General features: G+C 40.9%; 27 protein-coding genes. 19 read left to right on the top strand and 8 right to left on the bottom strand.

Annotation, left to right across the window (positions count from 1 at the left end; genetic code table 11):
• Nucleotides 1-142 precede the first annotated feature (142 nt).
• The 3 genes from AAHB15_RS10135 to AAHB15_RS10125 all read right to left on the bottom strand — a co-directional run bounded on the left by AAHB15_RS10135 (nucleotide 143) and on the right by AAHB15_RS10125 (nucleotide 3,193).
• The gene (locus AAHB15_RS10135) at nucleotides 143-964 is read right to left on the bottom strand and encodes a Cof-type HAD-IIB family hydrolase (RefSeq protein WP_342042325.1); all 822 of its coding nucleotides are present in this window, start codon (nucleotides 962-964) and stop codon (nucleotides 143-145) included.
• 477 nt (nucleotides 965-1,441) lie between these two features.
• Nucleotides 1,442-2,377: an amidohydrolase family protein gene (locus AAHB15_RS10130; RefSeq protein WP_342042324.1), complete on the bottom strand. Its 936-nt coding sequence runs from the start codon at nucleotides 2,375-2,377 to the stop codon at nucleotides 1,442-1,444.
• Nucleotides 2,378-2,416: 39 nt separating this feature from the next.
• The gene (locus AAHB15_RS10125) at nucleotides 2,417-3,193 is read right to left on the bottom strand and encodes an IclR family transcriptional regulator (RefSeq protein ID WP_335573213.1); all 777 of its coding nucleotides are present in this window, start codon (nucleotides 3,191-3,193) and stop codon (nucleotides 2,417-2,419) included.
• Between the two features lie 236 nt (nucleotides 3,194-3,429).
• Here AAHB15_RS10125 and AAHB15_RS10120 point away from each other — a divergent pair, with 236 nt between their 5' ends.
• The 6 genes from AAHB15_RS10120 to AAHB15_RS10095 all read left to right on the top strand — a co-directional run bounded on the left by AAHB15_RS10120 (nucleotide 3,430) and on the right by AAHB15_RS10095 (nucleotide 8,368).
• Nucleotides 3,430-4,893 carry an aldehyde dehydrogenase gene (locus tag AAHB15_RS10120; protein WP_098531587.1) on the top strand — a complete coding sequence of 488 codons (1,464 nt, stop codon included), beginning with the start codon at nucleotides 3,430-3,432 and terminating at the stop codon, nucleotides 4,891-4,893.
• A gap of 17 nt (nucleotides 4,894-4,910) precedes the next feature.
• Complete coding sequence (locus AAHB15_RS10115) at nucleotides 4,911-5,687, top strand: 2-keto-4-pentenoate hydratase (protein ID WP_335573211.1); 777 nt, start codon at nucleotides 4,911-4,913, stop codon at nucleotides 5,685-5,687.
• 24 nt (nucleotides 5,688-5,711) lie between these two features.
• Entirely contained in the window at nucleotides 5,712-6,494 is a 783-nt protein-coding gene (locus AAHB15_RS10110) for a 2-keto-4-pentenoate hydratase (protein ID WP_335573210.1), read from the top strand.
• A gap of 22 nt (nucleotides 6,495-6,516) precedes the next feature.
• Nucleotides 6,517-6,711, top strand: coding sequence for a 4-oxalocrotonate tautomerase (locus tag AAHB15_RS10105; protein WP_144562003.1), 195 nt, complete (start codon nucleotides 6,517-6,519; stop codon nucleotides 6,709-6,711).
• 98 nt (nucleotides 6,712-6,809) lie between these two features.
• Nucleotides 6,810-7,658 (top strand): DODA-type extradiol aromatic ring-opening family dioxygenase, encoded by an 849-nt coding sequence (locus tag AAHB15_RS10100; protein WP_335573209.1) that lies wholly within the window; start codon nucleotides 6,810-6,812, stop codon nucleotides 7,656-7,658.
• A 122-nt stretch (nucleotides 7,659-7,780) separates the two neighbouring features.
• Entirely contained in the window at nucleotides 7,781-8,368 is a 588-nt protein-coding gene (locus AAHB15_RS10095) for a DNA-3-methyladenine glycosylase I (protein WP_342042320.1), read from the top strand.
• Between the two features lie 44 nt (nucleotides 8,369-8,412).
• On the opposite strand, the gene AAHB15_RS10090 is transcribed toward AAHB15_RS10095, so the two are convergent.
• Nucleotides 8,413-8,574, bottom strand: coding sequence for a hypothetical protein (locus AAHB15_RS10090; protein ID WP_176541287.1), 162 nt, complete (start codon nucleotides 8,572-8,574; stop codon nucleotides 8,413-8,415).
• 252 nt (nucleotides 8,575-8,826) lie between these two features.
• On the opposite strand from AAHB15_RS10090, the gene AAHB15_RS10085 reads away from it, so the two are divergent.
• The 4 genes from AAHB15_RS10085 to copZ all read left to right on the top strand — a co-directional run bounded on the left by AAHB15_RS10085 (nucleotide 8,827) and on the right by copZ (nucleotide 10,814).
• Nucleotides 8,827-9,477, top strand: a complete 651-nt coding sequence (locus tag AAHB15_RS10085; protein ID WP_335573207.1) for a TetR/AcrR family transcriptional regulator — start codon at nucleotides 8,827-8,829, stop codon at nucleotides 9,475-9,477.
• A gap of 109 nt (nucleotides 9,478-9,586) precedes the next feature.
• Entirely contained in the window at nucleotides 9,587-10,093 is a 507-nt protein-coding gene (locus tag AAHB15_RS10080; RefSeq protein ID WP_261380533.1) for a CBS domain-containing protein, read from the top strand.
• A gap of 162 nt (nucleotides 10,094-10,255) precedes the next feature.
• Nucleotides 10,256-10,597: a metal-sensitive transcriptional regulator gene (locus tag AAHB15_RS10075; protein WP_335573205.1), complete on the top strand. Its 342-nt coding sequence runs from the start codon at nucleotides 10,256-10,258 to the stop codon at nucleotides 10,595-10,597.
• A 10-nt stretch (nucleotides 10,598-10,607) separates the two neighbouring features.
• Nucleotides 10,608-10,814 (top strand): copper chaperone CopZ, encoded by a 207-nt coding sequence (gene copZ / locus AAHB15_RS10070; RefSeq protein ID WP_335573204.1) that lies wholly within the window; start codon nucleotides 10,608-10,610, stop codon nucleotides 10,812-10,814.
• Nucleotides 10,815-10,853: 39 nt separating this feature from the next.
• On the opposite strand, the gene AAHB15_RS10065 is transcribed toward copZ, so the two are convergent.
• A complete protein-coding gene (locus AAHB15_RS10065) occupies nucleotides 10,854-11,258 on the bottom strand; it encodes a VOC family protein (protein ID WP_342042318.1) in 405 nt (134 codons plus the stop codon).
• Nucleotides 11,259-11,431: 173 nt separating this feature from the next.
• Here AAHB15_RS10065 and AAHB15_RS10060 point away from each other — a divergent pair, with 173 nt between their 5' ends.
• Nucleotides 11,432-11,872, top strand: a complete 441-nt coding sequence (locus tag AAHB15_RS10060; protein ID WP_342042317.1) for an SgcJ/EcaC family oxidoreductase — start codon at nucleotides 11,432-11,434, stop codon at nucleotides 11,870-11,872.
• Between the two features lie 73 nt (nucleotides 11,873-11,945).
• On the opposite strand, the gene AAHB15_RS10055 is transcribed toward AAHB15_RS10060, so the two are convergent.
• Complete coding sequence (locus tag AAHB15_RS10055) at nucleotides 11,946-13,220, bottom strand: MFS transporter (RefSeq protein WP_342042316.1); 1,275 nt, start codon at nucleotides 13,218-13,220, stop codon at nucleotides 11,946-11,948.
• Nucleotides 13,217-14,539 carry an alkaline phosphatase family protein gene (locus AAHB15_RS10050; RefSeq protein WP_342042315.1) on the bottom strand — a complete coding sequence of 441 codons (1,323 nt, stop codon included), beginning with the start codon at nucleotides 14,537-14,539 and terminating at the stop codon, nucleotides 13,217-13,219. The genes AAHB15_RS10055 and AAHB15_RS10050 overlap by 4 nt, the downstream gene beginning before the upstream one ends.
• Nucleotides 14,540-14,705: 166 nt before the next feature.
• Here AAHB15_RS10050 and AAHB15_RS10045 point away from each other — a divergent pair, with 166 nt between their 5' ends.
• The 3 genes from AAHB15_RS10045 to AAHB15_RS10035 all read left to right on the top strand — a co-directional run bounded on the left by AAHB15_RS10045 (nucleotide 14,706) and on the right by AAHB15_RS10035 (nucleotide 17,539).
• Nucleotides 14,706-15,620: an alpha/beta hydrolase gene (locus tag AAHB15_RS10045; protein ID WP_342042314.1), complete on the top strand. Its 915-nt coding sequence runs from the start codon at nucleotides 14,706-14,708 to the stop codon at nucleotides 15,618-15,620.
• A gap of 261 nt (nucleotides 15,621-15,881) precedes the next feature.
• Complete coding sequence (locus AAHB15_RS10040) at nucleotides 15,882-16,376, top strand: flavodoxin domain-containing protein (protein WP_335573198.1); 495 nt, start codon at nucleotides 15,882-15,884, stop codon at nucleotides 16,374-16,376.
• 134 nt (nucleotides 16,377-16,510) lie between these two features.
• Nucleotides 16,511-17,539 (top strand): ATP-grasp domain-containing protein, encoded by a 1,029-nt coding sequence (locus AAHB15_RS10035; protein ID WP_342042312.1) that lies wholly within the window; start codon nucleotides 16,511-16,513, stop codon nucleotides 17,537-17,539.
• A gap of 47 nt (nucleotides 17,540-17,586) precedes the next feature.
• Here AAHB15_RS10035 and AAHB15_RS10030 read toward each other — a convergent pair whose 3' ends face one another.
• Nucleotides 17,587-17,961 (bottom strand): nucleotide excision repair endonuclease, encoded by a 375-nt coding sequence (locus AAHB15_RS10030; RefSeq protein WP_144561991.1) that lies wholly within the window; start codon nucleotides 17,959-17,961, stop codon nucleotides 17,587-17,589.
• A 267-nt stretch (nucleotides 17,962-18,228) separates the two neighbouring features.
• Here AAHB15_RS10030 and AAHB15_RS10025 point away from each other — a divergent pair, with 267 nt between their 5' ends.
• The 5 genes from AAHB15_RS10025 to AAHB15_RS10005 all read left to right on the top strand — a co-directional run bounded on the left by AAHB15_RS10025 (nucleotide 18,229) and on the right by AAHB15_RS10005 (nucleotide 23,940).
• Entirely contained in the window at nucleotides 18,229-18,810 is a 582-nt protein-coding gene (locus AAHB15_RS10025; RefSeq protein WP_098527522.1) for a TerD family protein, read from the top strand.
• A 513-nt stretch (nucleotides 18,811-19,323) separates the two neighbouring features.
• Nucleotides 19,324-19,719 (top strand): hypothetical protein, encoded by a 396-nt coding sequence (locus AAHB15_RS10020; RefSeq protein WP_335573195.1) that lies wholly within the window; start codon nucleotides 19,324-19,326, stop codon nucleotides 19,717-19,719.
• A gap of 217 nt (nucleotides 19,720-19,936) precedes the next feature.
• Nucleotides 19,937-21,610, top strand: coding sequence for a urocanate hydratase (gene hutU, locus AAHB15_RS10015; RefSeq protein WP_342042311.1), 1,674 nt, complete (start codon nucleotides 19,937-19,939; stop codon nucleotides 21,608-21,610).
• A 22-nt stretch (nucleotides 21,611-21,632) separates the two neighbouring features.
• Nucleotides 21,633-22,925: an imidazolonepropionase gene (gene hutI, locus AAHB15_RS10010; protein ID WP_335573193.1), complete on the top strand. Its 1,293-nt coding sequence runs from the start codon at nucleotides 21,633-21,635 to the stop codon at nucleotides 22,923-22,925.
• The gene (locus AAHB15_RS10005; protein ID WP_342042309.1) at nucleotides 22,903-23,940 is read left to right on the top strand and encodes an agmatinase family protein; all 1,038 of its coding nucleotides are present in this window, start codon (nucleotides 22,903-22,905) and stop codon (nucleotides 23,938-23,940) included. The genes hutI and AAHB15_RS10005 overlap by 23 nt, the downstream gene beginning before the upstream one ends.
• Nucleotides 23,941-23,970: the final 30 nt, after the last annotated feature.

Genomic DNA, 23,970 nt, shown 5'->3' with positions numbered 1-23,970 from the left:
ACCTCTCTCCGCCTTTTATTTGTTTGATTGTGATAGTTTATGCAAAGAGATTGAAACTGGAGACATGATTGGGCTAGGGAACATTATGTGATTGCTTTAATAAAAAAACAAAAAACCGCTTGGAATATCCAAGCGGTTGGAATCAAACAATTACTGGCGTATTCAAAACAAATTTTTCAACAACCTTTGCTACGCCATCATTCATATTTGTGTCAGTCACATAATTTGCTTTTTCCTTAATATCTTGAGGTGCATTACCCATAGCAACACCAAGTCCAGCGAACTCAATCATCGCTAAATCATTATAGCTATCGCCGATGGCAATCACTTCTTCGCGAGTTATGCCAAGTTGTCCAATCAAATGATTTAGGCTGGTTCCTTTTGTAACCCCTTTTTCCGTAAACTCTAAGAAAAATGGTTTAGAACGCATCACGCTAAGTTCTTCGGCTAATTCTTGCTGAAGCTTACTTTCTACTTCGACAAGTTTTTCCGGAGCATCGACCATTAATACTTTAACAACCGGTTCATTGACTGACTCAATAAAACTGTCAACCTCAAACACATCTAGGCCTGTAATTTCCGCTTCAATATTGGTATATTGATTTCCTGCCTCGGTAACAATCAAATCACCAACATAGGTATGAATAAACACATCTTCACGACGGCTTAAATTATATAGGCGGTGCGCGGTTTCAGGTGATAACGTGCTGCTAAAAAGCTCTTCACCTGTATGGCAGTTAGTAATTTTTGCACCATTAAAAGAAAGAATAAAGCTTCCATATTTCTTTAACTCTAGCTCATCAGCAATTTCATACATAGCGGACGTTGGGCGCCCAGAAGCTAGTACAACCTTTACACCTGCCTTTTGAGCATCCATTAATGACTGTTTCGTACGAGGGGAAATGGTGTGGTCGTCTTGTAGCAGGGTATCATCTAAATCTAGTACAATCATTTTATATGACATTTTTCTGTTCCTTTCTCTAGTTAGTTTCTTATCCCATCTTACTATAATTCTAGGAAAAAAAACTATTACAAATGAATCCAATTACCAAAAACACTAATAAAATAGGGTAAAAACGAAATTGAAGGTGACTATAAATGTTTATTTTTAATATTTTTAAAAATAAATGTGCGATTTGTAAAAGGAAGGTTAATCCTTTGAGGAAATATATAAATGATAAAGGTGAAGTGGTGAAGGTTTGTATCCCTTGCTCAGAATATGCCGAGAGAAGAGCATTTCGGAGGGGAAAGTAATGGGAACTCATTTTAAGAGACACCGGATGCAAGGCATTTAAGAAAAGTTCTAAAGAAAATTTCTAACGCAGCCCGATTGAAGGGCTAGGAAAGCATTAAAACCCCTGAATGAGAAGTAAACCAGTAACCAAAGAAGCAGGGAATTCCCAGCTTCATTGGTTGTTTCAAGTAACTATTTGAAAAATTTTTAATCAAGTAATGAACGAACGGCCAATTCCTGTTTTCCTGTGGGAGGCCAAACAGATAGGTCAAATGGATAATCAGAACCGGGGACAACTCGATCCTCACCAACTGTTTTGATTAGGAAATCCAGGCTATCTTGGTTCCATAACACTGTATCATACCAAAAGCGATTCAAGTATTCTGATGGTTTGGCCTTTAACTTTGATGAAACTAGTGGCCATTGGTCAAAACCCTTGTCTAGCCTGCCAATCTGATAGGGAAGGAAACCGCCGCCATGGGCAAATAATATTTTTACATTAGGAAATTGATCAATCAAACCGCTTAACAAGAGGTCCGTAGCACAAACTGTAGTTTCCCAAGGAACTCCAATCAAATTAGGCATCATTCTTCTCTTTAAGCGCGGGTCTTCACATAATAAAGGATGAATAAACACGATGGCTTTTAGGCGATTAGCTTCTTCAAAAAAGGGCCTGAAAAATTCATCCGATAACATTTGATTTTCTAGTCCAGGCCCGATAATAACCCCTTTAAGTCCCATTTCCATAGCATCTTTTAAGACCTCGGCAGCTTTTAGCGGATTGGTAAGAGGCACTGTACCTAAAGCTGAAAGGCGTTCTGGTGCGGAATTAGACCATTCTGCCAAAGAACGGTTGTATACACTTGAAATCTCAGTCGTGATCTCGTCAGGAAAATCATACATAAACAGCTGTGGAATTGGTGAAATAACCGAATGAGTTACACCGGCCTTTTCTTGATCCGCTAAAAATTGGTTTCCATCGATAAAAGCCTGCTTTAATTCAAAACCCCATTTTTCATTTACTACTAAAAAATCATTCTTGTTTTCTTCTTTTTTAATCCATTTTGCATTAACTTTTCTTTGATTGTCTTTCAACCATGTTAAAACATCAGATGGGATAAAATGAGTGTGAAAATCATACAACCGGAACAGCCCCTTTTCATGGTTTAAACTACTAGACTATTAACCTCTATACCCCATTCGTGTTGAGACCTCTCTAGCCGCGCTCATCACTTTTTTTGCAAGGCCTTGAATTTTATGCTGCTGTATTCGTTGATTGGGCCCCACGACAGAAAGCGCAGCAATGACCTTGCCTCTGTAATCAAAAATAGGGGCGGCAATCGAGGTTACCCCTTCTAAGATTTCTTCTGTACTATTTGCGTAACCGTTTTCTTTCACTTGATTTAAATGAATCCGAAGTTTTTGCGGATTTGTGATGGTGTTTTTGGTTAACCTTTCCAGACCTTTTTCAATGACCTGATTAACGACATCTTCCGCTGCATGAGCAAGCAGAACCTTGCCGGAACTCGTACAGTATGGTGGATTTCTCTTACCTATATGGGTTAGGAAACGAACCGGATGGTTACATTCGACCTTTTGAAGATAGATAACGTCTAAATGATCCAAAACCGAAATATGTGCTGTTTCCCCAATATTTTCTACTAACCGATTTAAGACTGGCTGCGATTCCCGGTAGATATCCATCTGACTGCTGACAATTCCGCTTAACGACAGAATGGAGAGGCCTAACCGATATTTTTTCGTTTCTGGATCTTTATAAACAAACCCTTCACTCGCAAGCGTTGTCATTGTTCGACTGACCGTACTCTTGTTAAGTCCGAGCTCAGCGGATAGTTCACTAATCTTTTTTTCCGGTTCGTCCATCGTGAAACATTGTAAAATCCGAAGTGCATTTTTTACCGAAGAAAGATGACTATCTTTCTCGACATTTACGCTCAAATGAAATCCCTCCTTTTGAAGTGTTTCATTATGTAAAACAAAGTTGCTCTATAGTCGGCAATATACCAGAAAAAACAAAAAATGAAAACAGTATTTTTAAATATTATGAATTATTTAAAAAAAACGTCTTTTGTTGCATATAGAGCAACGATGGAGTTGTATGTGAAATTCGGAAGCGTTACCATGTAGTTAAGAAAATATTAAATTATCATTTATTTATTAGGAGGAATATCGATATGCAAGTAGAAACTAGAGTAAGAGCCATTAATTGTTTGCACTTTATCAACGGCCAATTTGTCGAATCACAAAATCACAAGACCTTTGAAAATATTAACCCAGCAACAGAAGAAGTGTTAGGAACCGTGGCCGAAGGGGGGAAGGAAGAAGTTAATTTTGCAGTAGCTGCTGCACGTAGAGCACTAAATGGAAAATGGAAAACTATGCCAATTGTTGAGCGTTCAAAAATTATCCGCCGGATTGGCGATTTAATTCTTGAAAGACAGGAAGAGCTGGCACATCTTGAATCCATGGATACGGGGAAGCCATTTTCATTAGCAAACAGTGTAGATATTCCGCGTGCAGCCTTCAACTTTCACTTTTTCGCTGATTATATGATTTCTGTTAATACCGATTCGAATATGCAGGATGATATCGCCCTTCATTATTCTTATCGCCGCCCTGTCGGTGTGGTTGGGATTATTAAACCTTGGAACCTGCCGTTACTATTGTTGACTTGGAAATTAGCGCCATGTTTAGCAATGGGTAATACGGCTGTTATTAAACCGGCCGAGTGGACGCCAATGACCGCAACTGTATTAATGGAGATTTGTAAAGAAGCAGGGGTACCTGATGGTGTAGTAAACCTTGTCCATGGTTTTGGCCCTAATTCTGCTGGTGCAGCGATTTCAGAACATCCGGATGTGGATGCGATTTCATTTATTGGTGAGCCAAGAACAGGTACCGCGATTATGAAATCGGCAGCCGATTCCTTGAAAAAGCTTTCCTTTGAACTAGGCGGGAAAAATCCAAACATTATCTTTGCAGACTCTGATTTAGATGAAGTGATTGAAACCACAATTAAATCCAGCTTTGTGAACCAAGGGGAAGTTTGTTTGTGCGGTTCACGGATTTACGTGGAACGTCCGGTTTACGAAGAATTTTTAACAAGGTTTGCGGAACGGGTTAGAACATTAAAGGTCGGCCACCCGCTTGAAGCAGATACGAATGTTGGTGCATTAGTCAGTAAAGAACATTATGACAGGGTAAACAGCTATATTGATATCGCCCGCCAAGAAGGTGCCACCATCCTGACAGGCGGCAAACGTCCAGATGGATATGAAAAAGGTTACTATTTAGAACCTACCATATTAGTTGGGCTTGATCGAAATTCTCGCTGTGTTCGTGAAGAAATCTTTGGACCAGTGGTTACGGTTATGCCGTTTGATATGGAAGAAGAAGTGGTTATGCAGGCAAATGATACCCATTATGGCTTAAGTGCAACGATTTGGACAAATGATTTACGAAGAGCGCATCGGGTTGCACACCAGCTAGAGGCAGGAATTATTTGGGTAAATACTTGGTTCTTACGCGATTTAAGAACACCATTTGGCGGTATGAAGCATAGTGGAATCGGAAGAACAGGCGGCATGCATAGTATCGATTTTTACTCCGAACTTTCCAATGTTACGATCAAACTATAAGAAGGGAAGTAAATAATTTGACTAGTAAAGTAACACAATTTGCAGAACAATTATCCGAAGCAGAAGCGACGAAAGTCGGGATTGCTCCTTTAACATCCGTTGATCCCGAACTTACAGTAGAAGAAGCTTATTATATCCAGCTTGAAAATATTAATAAAAAAATAGCACAAGGACGAAAAATCGTTGGAAAGAAGATAGGCTTAACTTCTATAGCGATGCAAAACTTGCTCGGAGTTGATGAGCCGGATTACGGGCATTTACTAGATTGTATGGTAGTGGAAAATGGCGGATCCATTTCAATAGAATCGGTCCTACAGCCAAAGGTAGAAGCCGAGATTGCTTTTATTTTAAAAAAGGATTTACGCGGACCAAATGTGACCACTCTTGATGTTCTTCAAGCAACAGACTATGTCGTTCCAGCACTTGAAATTGTTGATAGCAGAGTTCAAGATTGGAAAATTAAACTGCAGGACACGGTTGCTGACAATGGCTCTTCTAAGTCTTTCGTGTTAGGTGGAAAACCTACTAAAATAGAAGATATTGATCTTGAATTAATCGGCATGGTCTTAACAAAAAATGGTGAACTCGTGAATACTGGCGTCGGCGCAGCAGCGTTAGGAAATCCAGCCACATGTGTGGCATGGTTAGCCAATAAATTATCAGAATTTGATATCCCGCTTCGAGCAGGAGAAGTGATTTTGTCTGGTGCGTTATCCGCAGCAGAAGTGGCCAATAAAGGAGATTCCTTCACTGCAAGGTTTGCTCATCTCGGTCAGGTCAATGTGCACTTTTAATTTGAAGAAAAAGAGGGGAACAGCGTGAGTCAAATTAAGGAAATAGCTAATTATCTTGTTGCAGCCGAGCTTGAAAAACGTGAGGTTGTAAAGGTAACTGCCAACCTAAAGCCTGATTTAACCGTGGAGGAAGCATATCAGGTTCAAGAAGAAATCGTCCAAATGAAATTACAAGAAGGCAGAAGAATTGTTGGTCCCAAGATGGGTTTAACTAGTTTTGCCAAAATGAAACAAATGGGAATTGATGATCCCATCTACGGATATGTGTTTGATTATATGCTGATTGAAAATGGTGGAAAACTGCCATTACATGAGATGATCCATCCGAAGGTGGAAGCGGAAATTGCCTTTGTGATTGGTGAAGATATCGAAGGCCCGGGTGTGACCGGTGCTCAGGTTCTTGCAAAAACGGAATATGTTCTGCCTGCATTAGAAATCATCGACAGCCGTTATGAAAACTTCAATTTTACCTTACCGGATGTTATTGCTGACAATGCCTCAACCTCAAGGGTTGTGTTTGGCACGACTTTAAAAAAGCCAGAGCAATTTGAATTAGATTTACTTGGTTCAACTCTATCTATTAATGGTGAAATCAAGGAACTGGGGGCAGGGGCGGCAGTATTGGGGCACCCAGCACATTCCGTTGCAATGCTTGCGAATATGCTAGCGAGAAAGGGAGAAAAGGTTCGTAAGGGTGATGTTATTTTAACAGGTGGGATTACCAGTGCCGTTATGTTGAAATACGGCGACATCGTCAGTGGAAAATTTGATGGGCTTGGTGAAGTCACCTTTACGGTAACGGATTAGAGAAATACTTATAAAACGAAGGATGATAAGCATGCCATTAATTAATGTGCAAATAATGGAAGGAAGACCTCCTGAGAAAGTAACCGAACTAATCAAGAATCTTACCAATACAGTAGAGGAAACCTTAAACGCACCGAAAGAAAGTATTAGAGTTATCGTGACAGAAGTTCCAAAGACCCATTGGGGGATTGCAGGCATACCTGCTTCGGAACGATAGGAATTCATAAATGGGAGCATGGGGAATATCAATGCTCCCCACAATTTTTCTGTTTTGTAAGCGTTAACTTGGTTTATTAAATTTTATAGGAGGATATTATGACGATTGAATTTAGTATGATAGTTCCCCATGTCCCTAGTATGTGTCATGAAGATCAAGTACCGGATTTTCAAATGGATATGGCTTCATCCATGAAAGTAGTAGCCAAACAAATAAAAGAGATAAACCCAGACGTGATTGTTTTAGTATCTTGTCATTGGCCATCGACGTTTTTCCATTATGTTGACTGTACACCCGTTCATAAAGGGATATTAACTGCCTTCGAAGCTCCAGACCTAATTAAAGACCTCCCGTACAACTACCCAGGTGATGAAGAATTAGCGAACAAGCTCGTAAAGGCAGGAGAAGAGGCTGGCCTCCAGGTCCAGGGGGTAAATGATCCATATTACCTGTGGGATTACGGAAGTGTGGTTCCATTGCGTTACCTAAATCCAGATGAAGAAATACCGGTTATTAATTTATCGGTTACATTGGCAGCCAGTATCGAAGAGACCTATAAATGGGGTCAGCAAATTGCAAAGGTATTACAAGAAACAAGTAAAAGGGTTGTCTTTATTTCAAGTGGTGCCTTGTCACATAATTTAGTGAGGGGCAGACATAATAAACCAACCATTACAGAGCATGCAATGGATAAGCAATTTCTCGAATTTGTGATGAAAAAGGATTATCAATCCGCGTATGATATGCTTCCGGAGTATGCTAGGCTGGCTAGAGTCGAATCAGGCGGCCGCCATCTTGCCATGCTTTTAAGTATGCTTGACGAAGAATGTAAACCAACTTTCTATGCAGATGGGCAGTCTTCAGGCAGCTGGAACGTGCTGATCACCTTCCAAAAAGTCACAGTACAAGCCGCCAATTTTATTGCTGAGAATGAATTCGCCAAATAAAATTTTCAGAGCCGGAAACCTGCCGCTGGGGGGTCCGGTTTTTTGATTGTAAGGATACCTTTTTTCGGAAAAATATGTGATACTTAAAGGATAATGATGACATCTATTTAGGAGAATTTGCAATGAATGATAAAGAAATAAGATGCGGATGGGTGAATCAGGATCCACTCTATATCGATTACCATGACCATGAATGGGGGGTACCAGTATATGATGACCGCCAGCTTTTTGAATATTTAAATCTTGAAGGCGCACAAGCGGGACTCAGCTGGTATACGATTTTAAAAAAGCGGGAGAACTATCGTCAAGCTTTCGATCATTTTGAGCCCGCAAAAATTATCCGCTATGATGAGGACAAAATTGCTGAACTGTTACAGAATGAAGGAATTGTTAGAAATAAGCTTAAAATAAATGCGGTTATTACAAATGCAAAGGCTTTTTTTTGCGTAGTTGAGGAATTCGGATCATTTCAAACGTATATTTGGGCTTTTGTGGACGGAAAGCCGATACAAAATCATTTTAGGGAAATGAGTGAGGTCCCTGCAACGACGGAAATCAGTGATCGGCTCAGTAAAGATTTAAAGAAACGAGGCTTTAAATTTGTTGGTTCGACCATTTGTTATGCCTTTATGCAGGCAGTGGGGATGGTAAATGACCATATTACTACATGTATGTGTTATAAACGCTTAAGCGCTGATGATAATAAGTGATAAAGAGCCCATCACAATTTGTGACGGGCCTTTTTAAATAAGGCTTATTTGGTTGGTTTCTCCATCATAAAATCAGAGGATGGAATGGGGATAATTTTTCCACCGATTTGGACATGAACGGTATCGTTGAAAATGGCTTTGACAATTCCTTTTAATGAAATAGTGGAATTTACAGATATTTTCTTAGATTCAGATTGGTTTGCCAAATTAATCAACACCTTCCAATTGTTATAAAACTGTATGGTCCTTTAGAAAATTAAAAATTGATACTTTAAATTATTCGCATAAAAACGGTAAATTCCTGCTTAGCAGAATAACTTTTCTTTTTATAGTGGTAGTGATAAAATGATAACATGAACTCTGGTTCAAGTATCACACAAAGCATCATTTCTGTCAATTTAAAATTGAACTGTGGTTCAAATTCCTGGTTAGTGGTATGATAAATTCGAGGTGAAAGCATGTCAGATGATGAAAAACTGGTAGGTGAATTTCCATTTTTGCCAAAACAGGAACGGGCTCAAGCTAAAAGAAATGCGTTAATTGAAAGTGGATATGCGTTGTTTCATAAAAAGGGTTATGAGCAGACAACGGCAAAGGAAATCGCTGCTCATGCAGGGGTTGCAACAGGAACTTTTTATCGATATTTTTCCGATAAACGGCAGCTGTTGATGTCGCTGCTTGAGGATAAGATTGAGACTTTTCTCCCACCGGAAATAAGCTGGTTATCTAGCGATCCAGTGGACGCATTGGCGTCTTCTTTAGAACTTCATTATAACCGAATCCATGAGTTCGGACTCCGTCATGTTCTGCCTGAGCTGTTATCGAAGGATTCCGAGCTTGCAGCCGTTCTGGACAATGCTAGAAAAAGAATCCATGCTAGGATTTTTAACGGATTAAAAAAAGCGGGAGAAAAAGGGCTAACTTGGAACGATTTGGATTTAGATACTCTTTCTTGGGCGATTATGATGATTGTCGAGAACGGACTTGATAAAACAAGCGAGTCTGAGAAACCGTCTGCGTATCAGGACATTGCCAAGTTGATTTGCCGGTTGGTGTTCCCTCCTAGAGTTTTAGAGCAGTTATCCAAAAATGATGCCGAAGCCGAATAATTAATAATTTCTCATTAATCATTAAAAATTTGAAAATAATATCTTGAAAGATGGAATTTATTATATTCAAGATAACCAGACAATAGTACAAAAAATAAAGGAAATGAGCATGATTTATTTTGGAATCGATCCAAAGAAAGCGGTGACCATGATGAAAGTAAGAGATTTTATGGTTAGAGACGTTATAACTGTTAGTCCAGAGAATTCAGTTAGAGAGGTCATGTCTGTATTTGTAGAAAAGAAAATTGGCGGGGTTCCCATTACAAAAAAAGATGGGACATTATGCGGCATGGTAACAGATGGGGATATTATTCGGGCTATAAAGCCATTAGATAAACGAATTCATGATTATTTTAGTTTCATCACCTATATAGCAGTGGAGGAACGGGATGTCCACCTAAGTGAAGTTATTAATAGGGAGATTATTAAAATTGCGAAAACACATGGACTCGTAACGGTCCATCCTGAAGATGATATGGAAAAAGTGGTCGATCTGTTATCAAAACATCACTTTAAAAAACTGCCTGTCGTCAATGGAGTAAATCGTGTAGTAGGTGTCATCAGCCGTGGCGATGTGATTCGCAATATCCAGCAAACGATGGTTGAAAATATGTAACTTCTCTAGAGAAGGAAAGAATGGGCTGTTGATTTATTAATAATCATCTGCCTATTTTTTGTTTTTAGAAAGGGTAAACTGTACTAGTTGAATCCTCTAGTTTGCCCTTCGCTTTACTATACGGGGGTATGATATAATATTTCTAAAAAGGGAGGCGTGTTAATGTCTCATGAATTAGATCAGGAGTTAACCGAAGATTCCTGCTGTGAAGATGGGGGAAGCCAACGGAAAAGTCACCATCCAGATAAAGTAAAGAATAATCTTGTCACGAGGTTAAACCGAATTGAGGGGCAGATCCGTGGGATTAAAGGTTTAATTGAAAAAGATACGTATTGTGATGACGTCATTAACCAGATTGCTGCAACACAATCGGCGTTAAACAGTGTAGCGAAAATATTGCTTGAAGGTCATATGAAAAGCTGTGTCGTTAAAAGAATCCAAGAAGGAGATTTCGAAGTCTTGGATGAGGTTCTTGTGACGATCCAAAAGTTGATGAAAAAGTGAGGAATTTATAATGGAACATGTTACTTTAAATGTAAGTGGAATGTCTTGTGAACATTGTGTCAAAGCAGTGGAAGGCAGTGTCGGTGAACTGCAAGGTGTAAAAAAGGTGTCGGTTAACCTTGCAAAAGGTAAAGTGGATGTAGAGTATGATACCAACCTGGTTTCACTCGATGAGATTAAAGAAACAATTGATGACCAAGGATACGATGTGAAATAAGAGAAGGCACCCAGGTTTAACCACCTGGGTGTTTTGATTCTAGCTGACTGTAAACATCCAAGTGACTCCATATTTGTCCTGTACAGAACCGTGCAGCTTGGCAAAAAACGTTGGTTGCATGTCCATATAAACGGATCCGCCTTCTTTAAGGACTTCCCATGCTTTCAAAGCACGATCTTCAGAGTTAAGCTCCACGCTGATTGACACTTTCGCACCGTCTGGTAAGTCTCGATTCGAATCTGAACCATAAATAAAGCCTGATTCTGTTAATTTTAATTGAGCATGTAAAACAAGGTCTTTTTCGCTGTCAGACACAGGGAATTCAGGATTTGGAGGCATGTCCCCATATTTCTGAATTGATACGACTTCTCCATCAAAGGCCTTTTGATACATTTTAAAGGCCTCATCACATTCTCTGTTAAACATTAAATATGGTGTAATCATATAATCTACTCCTTTATTTTTCCTTGTTTTATGTATTTTCCTAGAACAAAGATGTTATACTTTCATTATAACCGAACATTAGTTCTATATACAATAAAAACTTTTTAATTTATTTGAACAAGGTCTCAAATTGTTTTACGATTAATAATAGAGTCAAAGAGGAGTGAAAACTCATGGATCAAATCGTAGGAGTAGAAGGAATTTATAGACAGCTATTAGAGGCTTGGAATATTCGCAGTGCTCGTGGAATGGCCGATTTATTTACATCTAATGGTGAGATGATTGGGTTCGATGGGAGTCTTTCAGTTGGAAGTGAGGAAATATTTTCGCATCTTAAACCAATCTTTGAACACCATCCAACAGCTCGCTTCATAAGCAAAGTAAAAAATCTGCATTTTCTGAGTCGAGATATAGCTATATTGCGCGCAATTGCTGGTATGCTCCCTCCAGGACAATCAGATATTAATCCAAATGTAAACACGCATCAAACGCTTGTTGCTGTTAAAATTGATGGAGATTGGCAAATTAAACTGTTTCAGAATACTCCGGCCCAGTTTCATGGAAGGCCTGAACTAGTAGAACAGATGTCCAATGAGCTTAGGGAATTATTATAGTAAACACTTAGTCACCAAAATAAAAAACAGTGCGAATTTACCTGCTAATCGCACTGTTTTTTCAAATATAAATCTATTGTGAAATTGAATTAGATTTGATAATCGCCTCATGCTCCGGCACCCTGATCAGAAGCAGGCCGCCGATTATAAACAATACTATCAGGCTAAAAACACCGCTATTGGTATTCCCGGTTATTTGGGCCGTGAATCCGACAAGAAATGGACCTAAGATTGCCGCAAACTTATAAAAAATACTATAGAACCCAAAGAATTCGTTTGCACTTTCCTTTGGGACCAGTTTAGCAAAATAGGAACGGCTTAATGCCTGAATACCTCCCTGTGAGGAGGCGACTAGCATGGCGAGAATCCAAAAATCCAGTGTGGTTTTTAAAAAATAAGCATAAAAACATATTACGATATAAACAAAGATTCCCACTAACAGCATCGTTTTCCCCTTAAACCGGTCAGCCAGCTTTCCATATAGCACAGCAAACGGTGCGGCCACCACTTGCGTCGCAAACAAGATGATTAAGAGATTGGTTGAGGTGATACCAAGATCAGAGCCGTAGGCAGTAGACATCGTAATAATGGTATTAACGCCATCAATGTAGAAGAAATACGCAACTAAAAATAAAAAGAGTGGACGGAAAAGTCTTATTTTTTTAAAGGTCAAAAAAAGCTGTCGAAACCCATTGGTGACTGGATTTGAGACCTGTTCCTTATAATAAATCTGCTTGACGTTTTTCAACATCGGAATTGTAAACAACCCCCACCATAGGGCAGTGATAGCAAATGCTGCTTGACTTGCGACTGTAACAGAGATTGCAAGGATACCTTGCTGCGATAAAATGATAAGCGCTATTCCTAATATAAACGGGATCGTACTGCCGATATAGCCCATTGCATAGCCTTTAGAGGAAACTTGATTCATTCGGTCTTCAGTCGTGACATCGACAAGAAAGGCATCGTAGAAAATATTTGTTCCGCCAAAACCAATGACAGTCACCATATAACAAATTAAGAGAATCATCCACTGGTTACTAGGAACAACGGCAAGTAATAGGGTGAAGATAATTCCGAGTGCAAAGAAAAAGGTAAAGAATCGTTTTTTGAAGCCCTTGAAATCGGCGATGCTACCTAAAATAGGGGCGCAAAGAGAGATTAACAGAGTGGCTAACGAGTTGGCATAACCCCAGTAGGCCGTAGAGGTAGAAGCGGCAATTCCTGCTTCCTTTGCTGCTGCCTTGAAATATAACGGAAAAATGGCAGTGGTAATCAGGATGGAATAAGCAGAGTTTGCCCAATCATAAAAAACCCAGCTCTTTTCTTGCTTCGTCATCCGACTCATGTAACATCCTCCTTTAAAGTTAACAACCCTTCGATCACTTTTCCATCGGTGTTACCTAAGCTGACACCTAGAAGCCTAGCAAATGTGGGGCCTTCATCGATGAGACGGATGGAAGGCAGGGTGACCTGCTGAATTCCTTTACCGGCTGCCATCAAAATCGTTCCATAGTTTTCTTTTTCGGGTGAATAGCCATGGCAAGCAAATGTAAATTTTTTATCTGCCCTAGCATCTTCTTTTGTAATGGTCTTGATCAAATCTCCCCTGTAGTCTTCTAAAAAGAAAAATCCACGACTTGCTTCAATCATAAAGGCACAGGCAGGATCTGCTCCACTTGCTGCTGCTTCTTCTCCGGTAATGAATTTCTCAATCCCGAAGTCCGGTTCCTCCAATAGTAAATTTAAGAGATTGCGAACCGTTTTAAAAGTGTCCACATCTTCAGGATCTTTAAGATAAATATATGCGGAGCCATCACAACTTTTACAATAGGCCTTCCAATCTATTAGTTTTCCGGATGCGTTTGTAGTGATTAAGTTTTGTTTAGTAAAAAGGACATTGAGGTTAATCGCCTTCTGTTCGTCAAGTGCACTGTGATCGCCTAAAGCGATGATGGTGGATTGTTCAAGGATCTGAGCTTCTTTTAAAGCTTCGAGTATTCTCCCAAGACGTTGATTATGACGATGAATGGAGAGTATTGCTTCTTCTGAAGAAAAACCATGTTCATGGCGCTGTGTATCTAAATCGGTAAAGTGGACCAATAATAGGTTAGGTTTCTTAGATTTTATCGTATCGACAGCTGCCTCCAGGACAAAATCATCCAATTCCGGCTGCTGAATACCTTTGCGGATATGACCGTAGCGTTTGTTCATCTTCCATTGAAAGCGGGGCGTTCCGTTCAGTAAGGAAACTAGTATTTGATTCTGCCATGCGCGGTTTGCGAAGATTTCCGGCATGTTGTAGTCTATGTCAGCTTTTGCTGTGACGGGCCATAACAGGGCCGCGGTTGTCATGTTGGCCTTTTTTACTTCATCATAAAGGGTCGTACCCCGGATACATTTTCGGTACCAGTTCCAATCTGGTGACGCTTTACCAGGCTGGAGGAGGGTATTATTGATGACCCCATGCCGGTTTGGATAGTTTCCAGTAATGATCGTCGCATGACAAGGATAGGTGAGGGAAGGATAAATGGATTCGACACGTTCCACGAGTGCCCCGTTGGTAAGAATGGTTTCAAAGTGTGGCAGTTCTTTTAGGATGGGAAGATCTAAAGCCGAAAGACAGTCAAAGGAAATAATGATTAAATGCTCGGTGAGACGGTTCATGGAACACCTCCTGTTGACTTAATTGTACTATAGGCAGGATCAATTGTTACAGTTTATTTACAAAATATTCGAAAATTAGTTGAATTTACTGAATGTATGCTTCAAGATTATTCTTTTTTAGTATAATGAAACTAGCAGATATTGGATGAAGAGGTGGAGTGGAATCATGCCAAGTTTCCAAAGTTATTTTTTTGAAAAAGCAATTAAGCTTTCGGTGAAACGGGCCGTCAAAAAAGGCGTACGCCAAAAAGGTATAGAGGAACAGCGGGAGATGCTGGATACCGCTGCCAGTAAAATCGGCAAACTCCCGAAAAATTGTCAGGTAGTCCCGCTGAAATTAGATGGGTTATATGCAGAATGGTTAATGACTGGCACTACTTTGCCGGATAAGGTGATTCTTTATCTCCATGGTGGTGGTTATGCTCTTTGTTCTGCGAACACGCATCGGCCGCTTGCTGCTAGAATTGGTAAACAAGCTGGTATGAAGGTGTTGTTCCCTGAGTACCGCTTGGCACCCGAACATCCTTTTCCGGCAGCGATAGAAGATGCTGTTAACGTTTATCAATGGCTTTTGAAGCAGGGGTATGCAGGTAAGGACATTATTTTTGCAGGCGATTCGGCCGGAGGAGGCTTGTGTCTAGCAACGGCACTAGTCTTAAGAGATCAAAATGAACCGCTTCCGGCTGGGATCGTTTGTCTATCTCCATGGGTTGATTTAACCAGCAGCGGGGAAAGTTATCAAAAAAATGGAGAAGTGGATCCTTATTTAAGTGTAAGGGCTGTAAAGGAAGCGGCCCGAATGTATGCTGGAACGGAATCTCTTGACCATCCGCTGATTTCACCTTTGTTTGCAGACCTTACCGGATTGCCGCCCATCATGATTCAATCAGGGACACATGAAATTTTGCAAAGTGATGCCGTATCGCTCGCCATTAAAGCAAAGGATGCAGGTGTGAAGGTATCATTTAAGGCATGGGATGGCATGTGGCATGTATGGCAAATTAGTGGTGATCACTTGCCGGAAGCTAGAAGGGCAACTAAGGAAATCGGTCAATTTATAAAGCGGATAATCCAAACGTGAAGGTCAATGCAGACCTTCACGTTATTTTTTTATGAGATCATTTTTAAAAGGACTTCTTATAAATTTCATATGAAAACCATACTAAATCACTTCACTAGATGGTAAATGGTGACAGGCACTACTTAAATAGTTGTAATAATATTGCCAATATTTTTACGGGCATTTGGCTTTGAAGGAATTATAATGAAATTAGTATATTCGCATCTTGGTTCCAGCATGTCATTACGGCTGTTTTCTTGAAAAAAAGGAGGGCTAATACTCATGAAAAGTTTAATTGTTTATTGCTCGTCCCATGGGACTACTGAAAAAGTGGTTGGAATTTTAAGCGATTATCTTGCAGGAGAAGTGGTATCGGTAGATTTAAAGAAGGATAACAATATTATTGATTTAGAAAATTATGATATCGTTATCATAGGCGGTTCGATTCATGCCGGCATGATTCAACGAAGAATTAAAAAGTTTATTCAAACCTATCATGATGAACTAGTAGACAAGGAACTTGGTCTATTTCTAGTTTGTATGCGTGAGGGTGATTTGGCCGTGGAGCAATTTAACAATGCCTATCCGCAGGATTTGCGGAAGAATTCGGCTGCCCTCGGTCTTTTTGGCGGCGAATTCCTTGTATCGAAAATGAATTTTTTTGAAAGACAAGTGGTGAAAAAGGTGGATGGGATTACAACTGATCAGTACAAATTGGATTTGGAAGCCATAAGGGAATTTGCTTCACGGTTTAATAATTTGAAGTTGATGGTATAGGTTATTGAAGCAGATTGTTGATAGAAAATGTTCTTGCAAATGGCGAGAACATTTTTTTTTGCAGAAATTAATTATAAAATGTTTTCTTTTTGTCCATAATGGAAAGGTCAATTTTAATGTAAGAGAGGTTTACAATGAAGATTTGGTTTAATCGATGGTTTACCACAGTTACGCATTATATGGATATGATTCGCGATAATGAAGACCATCGGAAATTTACGATTTATGGAACAAGCCCGAATAAAGATGCTCTATATTTACAAAATTGTGATTATGCCTTTGTTGAACCTGACATTTCAGGGGATGAATATATTGAATTCTGTCTCGATTTTTGCCAAAGACACGGAATTGATATTTTTATACCCCGTAAAGAAAATGTACTGATTTCGAGGCGATTGGTGGAATTTACGGAGTTAGGAGTGAAGGTCCTAGTATGTCCTGATGCAGCCCTAATGGAAACCATGGATAACAAGGCAGCTGCCTATCAAACCTTAACAAACGGAACTCCCATTTTTTCGATCCCGGATTATTATGTCGTTAATAATATTAATGATTTTAAGCTGGCATACACATCGCTTAAGGAAAAAGGGCACACGGTTTGCTTTAAACCAGCAATTGGGGAAGGAGCAATGGGTTTTCGGGTCATCAAGGAAGAAATGGAGTCCATCCATCATCTTTTCCACAGCGGGGGTGGTTATCGAATCTCATATGATCATGCCTGCGAGATTTTAGGGCAGCAGGAGACATTTCCTGATTTAATGTTGTTGGAGTATTTAGAAGGCAGAGAATATAGTATTGATTGCGTGGCATCACAGGACCAATTGTACGCAGCCATTCCGAGGATGAAAGGGGATGGACGTGTCCGGGAACTTGTTGAAAGTGTCGAGCTGATTGATTTGGCACACAAGTTTCACCAGGAGTATCGATTACCATATGTATTTAATATTCAGGTGAAATACAGCAAGGGGGTGCCGAAGCTGCTCGAGATCAATCCGCGGATGAGCGGAGGCTTGCATTTCAGCTGTCTTTCTGGGATCAATTTTCCATACATGGCTATTAAGATCTTATTAGGGGAGAAGATTCGTCCATTAAAGCCACGGTTTGGTATCCGTGCAAGTCATCTTGAAAAAGAAATGATTTTAAAATTGGACGATATTAGTTAAAACAAAGAGCAGGTCCTGCTTAAAAAGCGTGAACCTGCTCTATTTGTTTATTTATAGAAAACTTTCTCGATATTGTATTTAGCGTGAAGTGTATTAATGATGTAGGTTTCATATATTTCTCGGTCCATTGGCTCTTCAACCACTAATACGGCGATCTTATAAACTTCATCGCGATGCTCCTTAATCGGTGAAACGGTATCCTCAAAGTGACGCTTTACCCGAGGCCGCAGCTTTCTTGCTTTTCCTACAAAAAGCAAGTCGTCATTGGCGTTAAAAAATAAGATAATCCCACCCTTGTCACGGGGGATTTTATTATAATCAGTAAAACCATAGATACTGCTTAAAGGGGCTTCGACTTTTTCGCCGACTTGTCTGCTTTTTGTAATGACGATATCTGGATTTGGAATTTCAATTTTTATCATAAAATGATTCGCTCCCTGCTTAAATATAACGGCTAAACAAGTTTAGCCAAGAGTTCATTATAGCATATCCTGCCAGTTTAGGTTGGACTTTCTTAATTTAACCATTTTTCTCAATTTGAAACCGATTTTTTGCTGCGGTTGTATATGAGTTAAAAGTAGTAAAATAAATTAAATTTTTGTAGAATAAAGGAAGGTATTGGAACTTTCTATGGTTCTAGTCGTTTTGTTTTGTGTAGTTACATAATAAATAGTGGAAAGGGTGTTAGTATGGCAATTTCATTGTCTAAAGGTCAAAAGGTCGATTTAACGAAAACGAATCCTGGTTTGTCCAAGGTTATTGTGGGTCTGGGCTGGGATACGAACCGTTATGATGGCGGGAACGATTTCGATTTGGATTGCAGTATCTTTCTTTTAAATGCTAACGGTAAGTGTGCATCTGAAAAGGATTTTGTTTTCTATAATCAGCTAGAAGGCGGAAATGGCTCCGTTGTACATACAGGTGATAATCGTACTGGAGCAGGAGACGGCGACGATGAGCAGGTGAAAGTAGATTTGGCCGCTGTGCCGGCTCAAGTGGAACGGATTTCGTTTGTTATTACGATTCATGATGCGGAAGCAAGAGGCCAAAATTTTGGACAGGTTTCAAATGCCTTCTGTCGTGTTGTAAATGAAGAAACAAATCAAGAAATTATTCGTTATGATTTAGGCGAGGATTTCTCCATCGAAACAGCCATTATCGTAGGTGAACTATACCGTCACAACGGTGAATGGAAGTTCTCAGCAGTCGGATCAGGCTACCAAGGCGGACTCGCCCGGATTGCTACCGACTTTGGCCTCGACGTAGGCTAATACGAAAAGCGCAAGGCGCCCGTCTATCAGCGACAAGCACAAGCCGAGCCGGCCGAAATGTTGTTCTTTAACCTTTTGGACGGATTGGCTTGTGACCTCGAGCCTATATCGCCTGGAGCTGGACAATTCTCGAAGTCAAACCTTATATACTTTCTTATCTCACAAAAAAGGACGAGAAGAAAAATTCTTCTTGTCCTTTTTAACGTTTGTTTTCACTTGCTTTATAGTGTAAATGGTGACAGGCATCATTCAAACTTGCTTGTTTAGAAAGTCCTGTTTATGTTTGTTGGCACTTAGTTCTAGGTAGACGGGAATCCGATTAGGGTGACTGCTTTGGATAGGACCGCGTCTAATGGCTTGGTGATTAAGGTATTACCAAGGATATAGAGGCCTCCAATGATCGCCACAATTGGTGTTATCGGATATAATGGCCTTTATAGTTATTAGTCATTTTGTGTCATATTGTGGTATGGTAAATAGGTTAGTGAATCAGCTGTTAGAGGTGACTGTTTGATGAAGTATTTACTTAAGACACAAATATTTGCAATATTATTAACGTTATCCTGGATTATTTACTTGGTTGTTTTAGCTTTCCTAGACCAGCCCGACCATGCTCTCCGATACATAAATTCATTTGTGTTTGGATTGGCTATTTTTTTAGCCATAATATATTTTGTTTTAACAAGGTATCTGCTGGGGAGAAACTGGCCTGCTCTTCTATTAGTCCTAATCTCTTATTTTCTTCTATATAAGCCAATCTTTCAGGAAATTATATTAAGAATAACCAATGAAAGATATGGAAGTATCATCAAATTTCTTTCAATATCAACTGGAACAGTTCATTTACTCGCCACCCTCATTGGAATGGGGTTTGGTATACTCTTTTCCAGGCCGCAGCCTAAAAACTAAAACAGCAAAAGGATGAATACCCGATCACTTAGCGGGCATTTATCCTTTTTTATTTTGGATCGAGGGCTTTCCCTTCTTTCGAGTCATGTGTACATAGGGAATGGACAGTGTCCACGTTTGGTGTCAGGCACCAAAAATTGTAGAAATTTATCCGTATTTTTCAGAACGTTTTATTTTTATAATGAAGATAGATTGATATGTAGAGGGAGTGATGAGAATGGAGACGAATACGGGGAAACATCGAGTGATTCAGAACTTTACGGGAACACAGTTGCATGCGAAGGGCTGGATTCAGGAAGCAGCCCTTAGGATGCTGATGAACAATCTTAATCCGGAGGTAGCGGAACGGCCTCTGGATTTGGTGGTTTACGGAGGGATCGGCAAGGCGGCACGAAACTGGAAATCCTTTGATGCAATCGTTAAAACACTATTAGAATTAGAAAATGATGAAACATTGCTCATTCAATCTGGTAAACCTGTAGCTGTATGGAAATCTCACAGGGATGCACCGCGTGTTTTACTTGCTAACTCCAATCTTGTCCCAGCATGGGCTACATGGGAGCATTTTCATGAACTCGATCAAAAGGGGTTAATGATGTACGGCCAGATGACTGCAGGAAGCTGGATTTATATCGGCAGCCAAGGAATCGTCCAGGGAACCTATGAAACTTTCGCAGAATTAGCGCGGCAGTCATTTGGCGGTTCATTAAAACATACGATTACATTAACGGCCGGTCTTGGGGGGATGGGGGGCGCACAGCCGCTCGCGGTGACGATGAATGAAGGAGTCTGTATAGCGATTGATGTCGATGAGTCCAGAATCGACCGGCGAATCGAAACCGCTTACCTTGACATAAAGTCTAAAGACCTTGATGAGGCATTAAAATTGGCGTGTGATGCCAAGACAGCAGGAAAGGTCATTTCCATCGGGCTACTTGGTAACGCTGCTGAGATCTTGCCTCTAATCATTGAAAAGGGATTCACTCCCGACGTATTAACTGACCAAACCTCGGCACACGACCCATTAAACGGATATATCCCTGCAGGCTTGACACTCGAAACCGCGGCAACTTTACGAGTCCAAGAACCTGCCAAATATGTGAAGCTTGCTAAGCAAAGTATGGCGGCACATGTGAAGGCGATGTTAAAAATGCAGGAAAAAGGCGCCTTTACATTCGATTATGGAAACAACATCCGCCAGGTGGCCAAAGATGAAGGAGTTGAAAATGCCTTTGATTTCCCTGGCTTCGTGCCAGCCTATATTCGCCCACTTTTCTGTGAAGGGAAAGGACCTTTCCGCTGGGCCGCACTATCCGGCGATCCCGAAGATATTCGAAAAATTGATGAAGTTCTCTTACGTGAATTTAAAGGGGATCAACATTTATGCAAATGGATTATGATGGCACGAGAAAAAATCAGCTTCCAGGGACTTCCCGCCCGGATTTGCTGGTTGGGCTACGGCGATCGTGCCAAATTTGGAAAGATCATCAATGATATGGTGGCATCGGGAGAAGTTACCGCACCAATCGTGATTGGACGCGATCATTTAGATGCAGGTTCTGTTGCGTCACCAAACCGGGAAACGGAAGGTATGAAGGATGGAAGTGACGCTGTGTCGGACTGGCCGATTTTAAATGCCCTAATAAATGCTGTTGGCGGTGCCAGCTGGGTTTCGGTTCACCATGGCGGAGGGGTTGGAATGGGCTATTCACAGCATGCGGGGATGGTTATTGTCGCAGACGGCACCAAGGAGGCAGAAGTTCGCCTGCAACGGGTTTTAACCACCGATCCAGGGATGGGTGTCGTCCGACATGCAGATGCCGGTTATGAATTAGCCATCAAAACTGCAAAAGAAAAGGGCATCAAAATGCCCATGCTCGACCAGGACTAACGAAAGAGAGTGGGGGAAGCAGATGGGCAAGGCAATTTTTATAAGGAATGCAGCTCAGCTTATAACACTAAAGGGTAGTTCCACTGCTCCCCTTGTTAAAGAGGGAATGTCTGAGCTAGGCATCATTGAAAACAGCAGCGTTTGGGTCGAGGACGGAATCATCCAAGCAGTTGGCAAGGACGAAGTGCTTTTTGAAAAATTTGCCGCGCATATCGAACAGGCAGAAGTGCTTGATGCAACAGGCAAACTTGTTACACCAGGCCTCGTAGACCCTCACACACATTTAGTTTTTGCCGGAAGCAGAGAAACTGAATTCAACATGCGCCTCAAGGGTGCAACTTATATGGAGATTATGAATGCCGGCGGAGGCATTCATGCAACGACAAAGCGGACAAAGCAGGCCACCCATGAGGAACTTTTCCAAGAAAGCTTTGATCGGTTAAATCATTTCCTACTCCATGGCGTTACAACGGTTGAAGCGAAGAGCGGCTACGGAATGGAATGGGAAACAGAACGCAAACAGCTGGAAGTGGCAAAACAGCTGAACGAGCTGCATCCAATAGATGTTGTGTCCACGTTTATGGGAGCACATGCGGTACCGAAAGAATATAAGGACAATTCGGATGATTTTGTGAAACTGTTGGTGAAAGAAATGATTCCAAAGGTGTCTGAACTCAGACTCGCGGAGTTCAATGATGTTTTCTGTGAAAAGGGTGTGTTTACTCCCGAACAAGCACGAACGATTCTCGAGACAGGAAAGGTTTACGGGTTAACACCGAAAATACATGCAGATGAGATCGAACCCTTTGAAGGGGCGGAACTGGCCGCCGAAGTGGGGGCGATTTCCGCGGACCATTTATTAAAAGCCTCTGAAAAAGGACTACGGGCGATGGCGGATAAAGGGGTCGTCGGGGTCCTGCTTCCGGGAACCGCTTATTTTTTAATGGCGGAGTCGGCAAATGGACGTCACATGGTCGATTTAGGGGTATCGGTAGCTCTATCGACCGATTGTAATCCTGGCTCTTCTCCAACCGTTTCGTTACCATTTATGATGAATCTAGCATGTTTAAAAATGGGGCTGACACCAGCAGAGGTAATCACTGCAGCAACTATTAATGCAGCTCATGCCATTGGGCGCGCCAGCAATATCGGCAGTTTAGAGGAAGGGAAAAAAGGCGATGTTACGATATTTAATGTAGAGAATTATATGAAACTCCAATACTTATATGGGATAAATCATATTGATACCGTAATTAAAAATGGCAGAGTTGTAGTAAAGGGAGGTCAACTGGTTGAAAAGCTTTCTCTATCCTAAATTAAATCCACCGAGTTTTGTCTGGGTCAGGCCTGAAGGGAACACCCAAATAACAAAGGTTCATGAATGGATTCAGCCGCTCTCAACCAATTCCAATCCAGAACAGACCAGGAACACGGACGTTGTGGTCGTAGGTGTCCCGCTCTCTCGTTCATCGATTAGTCCCTCCGGGGCATCAGAATTTCCTGATGCCTTCAGGCGTGCCTGGAAGGGATTCACTACTTATAACATAGATGAAGATTTGGATTTAGCAGATATGACGGCTCTGGATGTGGGGGATGTCCCGATGCATGTAACCGATATCCGCCGCTGTCAGGACAATATTGTCGAGGCATCGGCTACCATCCATCGGAATTTTACTACTTCGATAGTGGCGGCAATTGGCGGAGATCACTCGATTACGGCGATGATGGTTAAAGGATTACACTGGGCCAAACCGCGCGAGAAAATCGGCATTCTTCAATTTGACACCCACTTCGATTTAAGGAGTCTGGCCGATAATGGACCGTCTAATGGAACACCGATGCGGAATTTGATCGAAAGTGGTGTGATAGAAGGCTCGAATTTATACAACATCGGTTTGCATGGTTTTTTTAACACCAAAGATTTGAAGCAGTATGCAGATGAAAAGGGTGTTAATTATTATACACTTCGCCAGTCCAGAAAGAGGGGTATTGAAGAAACGGTCAGTCAGTGTCTTAAAGAGCTGGATGAAAAGGTCGATACTATTTATTTGACTGTAGACATGGATGTTCTCGATATTGCCTATGCCCCGGGGGTCCCCGTCGGAACGCCAGGCGGAATGACTACAGCAGAACTCTTCGATGCAGTACTCACTGCTGCTATGCATCCAAAAGTCAAAGCCATCGACATCGTCTGCCTCGACCCATTAAGAGACACCCAAGTTCATACAACCGTAAAACTCGGCACCCACGTCTTTTTAACCTTTCTAACAGGAGTAATGCTACGAAAGGTGACAGGCACCGAAAAGGATTTAAATAAGTTAGATAACTGATAAATAAACAAGAATGGTCAATAGCATTCG

This window comes from Bacillus sp. OTU2372 (assembly GCF_038440275.1).
In the GTDB taxonomy this organism is placed as follows: Bacteria; Bacillota; Bacilli; order Bacillales; family Cytobacillaceae; genus Neobacillus; species Neobacillus bataviensis_B.
This window is presented reverse-complemented; position numbering and strand designations above follow the sequence as displayed.